General features: G+C 55.5%; 1 pseudogene. It reads left to right on the forward strand.

The annotated features are described in order from the left end of the window. Nucleotides 1–264: 264 nt before the first annotated feature. Nucleotides 265–407, forward strand: a pseudogene (locus ACZ3GY_RS23670) (C4-dicarboxylate ABC transporter); the annotation flags it as partial.

The following is a 407-nucleotide window of genomic DNA, read 5'->3' on the forward strand; positions in this document are numbered from 1 at the left end:
GGCTTTAGCCTCGATTTTGCTTAGCTAGGTGTAAAGAGCTCGCGGCTAAAGCCCCTCCTACAAAAAGAAAGCTCTGCATACACCGGCCGCTATCGCCTTGATCTTGCCGATCCTGGCGCGTCGACAGCACTGAGCGCCGCCCGGCGTGAGCTATTCGCCAAGACCGAAGGCCGCGTTTACTAATCGTGAATATCTGCCCGCTAACGTCGGGGTTAGAGTCGGCTTGCCAAAACAATTACAACAACCCTCTCTGGGAGACCGCTGATGACAGCTTTGCAGCGCCTGTGGGATCGGCTCGAGGAAATCGCGGTTGCGTTTCTTCTCGCGGCGATGACCCTGGTCACCTTCTCGTACGTGGTATTCAACAACCTGTACGGTGTTTTCTATTCCCTGGGTGATTCGCTGCC

The organism is Pseudomonas sp. PME37.24/006 (assembly GCF_055556635.1).